The sequence below is a fragment of the Nonomuraea sp. K271 genome, from assembly GCF_009908215.1.
GTDB lineage: Bacteria > Actinomycetota > Actinomycetes > Streptosporangiales > Streptosporangiaceae > Nonomuraea > Nonomuraea longispora.
Window position 1 is genome coordinate 1 of the sequence record NZ_JAAAHR010000305.1, and the last position, 4910, is coordinate 4910.

General features: G+C 71.7%; 5 protein-coding genes. 2 read left to right on the forward strand and 3 right to left on the reverse strand.

Annotation, left to right across the window (positions count from 1 at the left end; genetic code table 11):
- Positions 1-134 precede the first annotated feature (134 nt).
- Positions 135-1145, reverse strand: coding sequence for a 3-oxoacyl-ACP synthase III family protein (locus GUY59_RS46005; protein WP_138208636.1), 1011 nt, complete (start codon positions 1143-1145; stop codon positions 135-137).
- Positions 1146-1602: 457 nt separating this feature from the next.
- Positions 1603-2280: a TetR/AcrR family transcriptional regulator gene (locus GUY59_RS46010; RefSeq protein ID WP_138208637.1), complete on the reverse strand. Its 678-nt coding sequence runs from the start codon at positions 2278-2280 to the stop codon at positions 1603-1605.
- A gap of 152 nt (positions 2281-2432) precedes the next feature.
- Between GUY59_RS46010 and GUY59_RS46015 the strand changes: the two genes are divergently transcribed.
- Positions 2433-3551 carry a serine hydrolase domain-containing protein gene (locus tag GUY59_RS46015; protein WP_171055647.1) on the forward strand — a complete coding sequence of 373 codons (1119 nt, stop codon included), beginning with the start codon at positions 2433-2435 and terminating at the stop codon, positions 3549-3551.
- A gap of 16 nt (positions 3552-3567) precedes the next feature.
- Here the strand turns inward: GUY59_RS46015 and GUY59_RS46020 are convergent, their stop codons facing one another.
- Positions 3568-4395: a helix-turn-helix domain-containing protein gene (locus GUY59_RS46020; RefSeq protein ID WP_252375275.1), complete on the reverse strand. Its 828-nt coding sequence runs from the start codon at positions 4393-4395 to the stop codon at positions 3568-3570.
- A 198-nt stretch (positions 4396-4593) separates the two neighbouring features.
- On the opposite strand from GUY59_RS46020, the gene GUY59_RS46025 reads away from it, so the two are divergent.
- A partial coding sequence (locus GUY59_RS46025) for a class I SAM-dependent methyltransferase (RefSeq protein WP_161715095.1) occupies positions 4594-4910 on the forward strand: 317 nt, incomplete at its 3' end.

Below are 4910 nucleotides of genomic sequence, written 5' to 3' on the forward strand. Positions count from 1 at the left end.
ACTGGATCTGGGTGAACACGGTCCCGATCGTCTGGTGACCAGAACGACAAGAGCCGTGTAACGAGAGATTGTTACGCACGGTTCTGTGGGAGCCCCGGGCTGAGATGCCCGGGGCGACCCGACCGGCCGCCTCCCTACCAGCGCAGCAGCACGGTTCCCTCGCTGAGCCCGCTGGCCACACCCACGAGGGCGACCAGGTCGCCGCGCTTGAGCCGGCCCGCGCGTTCGGCGAGGTACAACTGCATCGGCAGGGTGGAGGCGGCGAGGTTGCCGTGGTCGACGATCGTCACCTCGGCCTTGCCCGCGGGGGCGTTCATGAGCTCGCACACCCAGTGCAGCGCCGCGAGTGACGGCTGGTGCACGCAGGTGACGGCCATGTCGTCCCAGTCGAGGCCGCGCTCGGCGAGCGGCCGGCGCAGCACGCCGAAGTCCAGTTTCTGCACGCCGATGGCCAGGCCGATCGGATCGATGGTGAAGGGCCCGGTACGGAACCCGCCGGCGTGGTCGCGGATGAACGGCATGATGGAGGCCGACCAGTCGGCGGAGTTCGCGCCGAACGCGTGCCCGAGCACGCCCGGGCTGCCGCTGCGCTCCAGCAGCAGCGCCGTGCCCGAGTCCGAGACCGTGTAGGAGGGGATCGCCGGCTCGAAGTCGTCCTGCGACTCCAGCCGCCACTGGATGCTGGCGGTGATGAGCTCGCCGCAGACGATGAGGACCGTACGGTGGTCGCCTGCGGTGATGAGCGCGTCGGCGAGGTGAATCGCCCGCAGGACGCTGTTGCAGGCGTCCCGTACGTCGAAGACCGGGCAGCCTGCCCCCAGTTTGGCCGCCACCATGTGCCCCGTCGCCGGTTCGACGGCGTCGCCGGACACGCCCGCGTAGATGATCAGGTCGATGGCGGGCGGCGTGTGTCCCGTCTGCCGCAGCAGCCGGCGGGCCGCCGCCGCGGCCAGGTCCGACGCCATGCACTCCGGCGGGGCGACATGGCGTCGCCGCACGCCGCTGTGCCGTTCGATCAGGCCCCGCGGGACGCGGATGCCGGGGTTGCGCTCGGCCAGCAGGTCTTCCAGCTGCTCCGTGGTCAGGCTGTGCTCCGGCAACTGCGCCGCCACCCCGGCCACCCGGGAGTATCGTTCCCCGCTCATTCCGCTCCGTCCCGCACGTGTGCGGACCGCATGGCGGGGCGGCACCAGGGCCGGGACCGCCGATCGGGCATGCCAGGTCCGCTCTTCTAGGAAACAGGCGCTCACGATAGGCGGGTTCCGGCCGCGATCACAGGTGAACCGCCGAGGCGGCGATCATGCTTGCCCCGCTCTTGACCTGCGCCGTCACCGGTGACTGCGCCGGTGACGGCACCGGTACGGTACCGGCGTGCTCGCCGGGGCCCGGCCGCCCGCCACGACCCGCGCCGGGGCCGCCGCCGCCCTGGACGCGCTCGCCGCGCGCGATAAGGGAAGGAGAAGCGACGGCCGGAGAGGTCGGGGCCGGGACCGTCAGGTCGGGTCGGCGTGGCTCACGAGGCGCAGGCGCCGGTTACGGTCCGGTGCGGGCGTGGTTCGGCGGAACGGCTTGGGGGCCACGGGTGTCGAGGTGCCCGGCTCGTCACCGGCCGGGCGAAGTGGCGGGGCGGGGGATCGCGGTCTCGATCTGGGCGAGTTGGGCCGCGAGGATCGTGGCGAAGACGGTGTCCCGGTTGTCCGACAGGGGGCGGATGTCGCGGGCGAAGTGGGCCAGGGCGGGGAAGTGCGCCGGGTCGGCGCCCAGCACCGCGACCCGGAACGACTCCAGGCCCTGCTCCTGCTCCTCGGGGGTGGCGCTGCCGATGGCCGCCTCGGACGCGATCAACGCCGCCAGCAAGATCGCGAGCCGGTGGTAGTGCGCGGGGATCTCGCTCTCGGGCAGGCCCGATACGCGCAGGGCCTGCAGCGTCTCCTCGATGACCAGCCGGGAGCCGGCGCCGCCCGAGACGTAGCGCCCCCAGGTCACGGCGACCTGCGGGTGCCGGCCGAAGGCCTGTCGCAGGCGCATGGCCACGGTGGTGATGCGCTGTTTCCAGTCGCCCTCGGGGCGGTAGCCGTCCATGGCGGCGATGAGGACGCGGTCGGAGACCGCGCGCAACAGCTCCGTCTTGTTGCGGAAGTGCCGGTAGAGGCTGGAGGAGTCGGTGCCGAGCGCCGCGGCGAGCCGGCGCACGCTGAAGGACTCGGCGTCTCCTGTGCGCAGCAGCTCCGCCGCCGTGTCCAGGATCTCGTCAGCCGACCAGCGCCTTCGGCCCGTCATGTCACCCCTCTCGTCCGGACCCAATCTAGACTATGCACGCGCTGTTGCACGCACCGCGTGCATAATGGGGCACGTACCGACGGCGGGACCGCGCGGCTGCACGCCGCCTGCCCCGAGCCGTCACATCGGCCGATCACGGAAGGACACGTGTCGTGAACAACCCCCTCGATCCCACGGCCCTGCGGACAGCCCTGGAAGACGTCCACCGCGCGGGCATGCCCGGACTGTGGGCCGAGGTGCGCGACGGCGAGCAGGTCTGGCGGGGTGCCGCCGGGGTCGCCGACGTCGTCAGCGGCCGTCCCGTCAGCACCGGCATGCGCCACCGCGTGGGCAGCGTCACCAAGACCTTCACCGCCGCCGCGGTGCTGCAACTGGCCGAGAACGGTCAGATCGGGCTCGACACGCCGATCGGCCACTACCTGCCGCGGCTGGTCCCCGGAGAGCGCGGTGACGCGATCACGGTCCGCATGTTGCTCAACCACACCAGCGGCCTGGCCGAATACCTCCCTTATGCCTACGCCTCCCTCAATTCGTTCCCCTCGCTGGCCGATACGAGGCCCGACAGCCTGGAGGAGCACCGGTTCACGCGCTTCCGTCCCGGCGATCTGATCGAGATGGGAGTCGCGGCGCCTGCCGCCGGCCCGCCGGGCGACACTCCTGGGACGTACTCCAACACCAACACCCTGCTGCTCGGCCGGCTCCTGGAACACGTGACCGGTACGCCGGCGGAGAAGGTGATCACGCGGAACGTCATCGAGCGCGCCGGGCTCCCCGACACCGGGTTCCCCGCACGACCGCAGCTCCATGGGCCCCACTCGCAGAGTTACGAGGCGTGGTTCGGCATGATCGACCCGCCGCGCGACTTCAGCGTCTACGACATGTCGTGGGTGGGGCCGGCGGCGGCGCTGGTCTCGACCGTGACCGACCTCAACCGGTTCTTCGCCCTGCTGCTCGACGGGCAGATCGTCGCCCCGTCGTCGCTGGCGCAGATGCAGGCCACCGTCCCGGTCGTCTCCCAGGAGGGGAAGGTGATCGACTACGGTCTCGGCCTGCACCCGGAGGAGGTTCCCGGCGGCGGCACCTTCTGGGGCCACGGCGGCACGGTCTGGGGTGCCGGGACCCTGTCCATGACCCGCGCCGACGGCAGGCGGCAGCTGTCCGTCGCGGTCAACCTGCAGAGGTGGAACAGGCTCGACGCCTCGGGCAGGCCGCAGCCCCATCCCATCGACGGCGCGCTCGCCGCCTTCCACCAGGTCGCGATGGGCGGCTGAGCCCGAGCCCGGTCTGTCAGGCGGTCGTCTGGAAGCTCTGCGACCCGATGACCCGCAGCAGGTCGAGCTTCTCCTGCGCGTCGGTGCCCTCGGTCGGGAAGAACGCCAGCATCTTGAGGTCTTCCTCGGGCGTGAGCAGCACTTCGCAGGTCAGGTGGAGCGTCCCGAGCTCCGGATGCAGGAAGCGCTTGCGGTCGAAACGGCGTACGGCGACCTCGTGACGCTCCCACAGCTCGCGGAACTCCTGGCTGCGCTCCAGCAGGCCGTGCACCATCTCCACCACGTCGGCCTCGCCGGCGCGGCGGGAGTAGGTCGCCCGCAGATCGTTGACGTGCGAGCGTGAATGCCGTGGCCAGTCCTCCTCGGGGAACTTGGCGCGGATCGCCGGCTCGGTGAACCATCGCCACGCGATCGACGCAGCGTGACGGCCCAGCACGATGTCGGCGAGGGCGTTCTGCCACAACATCTCGTGCAGGTCGGTGCAGATGCAGACCGGGACGTCGGTGAGCCTCTCGGCCAGCTTGATCAACCCCGGCCGGATCCGCCGGCCGGCCCGGCGCGCCGGAGGCGCGAGCCCGGCCAGGCGGTAGAGATGGTCGCGTTCGTCCAGGTCGCAGCGGAGCGCACGGGCCAGGCAGGCCACGATCGCCGCGGACGGATTGGCGCCACGGCACTGCTCCAGCCGGGCGTAGTAGTCGCTGGACATGCCGGCCAGCGCCGCCACCTCGTCGCGCCGCAGACCCGGTGCGCGACGCCGTACGCCGTCGGGAAGGCCCACGTCGGCCGGACGCAGCAGGTCCCGGCGGCGGCGGAGGAAGTCGGCGAACCCGGCACGGTCGATCACGCTGCCCAGTGTAGGGAGCGCTCCCACGCCCAACCAGGGACAGGTTGTCCCTGGTTGGGACGGACTGCCGCCGGGATCCTCCGGGCCGGCGCCCCGGCCTGCGGTACCGCAGGGCCGCGGTGGCAGGAGCCCGGTCCCGGCGGAAGATCGGTCACGCGGCCGACGAACCGGGGCGCGGGCGTCAGCAGGCTGAAAGACATGCCCGACCTCCGCGATCGCCTGCACAGGATGTCCTTCCGCACCGTGTCCCTCCTGCCCGTTCCCGCGCATGGCCGTGTGCTGCGCCGCTTCTTCGAGTGGATGCACCACGTTCCCGACCCGTGGCGGTACGAGAGCGAGCCCTACGAGCTGGCCAAGTACGAGACGACGTTGCGGCACATCCCCGGCCGCTCCTACCGCAGAGTCCTCGACGTGGGCTGCGGTGAAGGGGCGTTCACCCGCCGGCTGGCCGGCGCCTTCCCGGGGGCCGAGTGCCGGGGGGTGGACATCTCGGAGCGGGCGATCGTACGCACCAC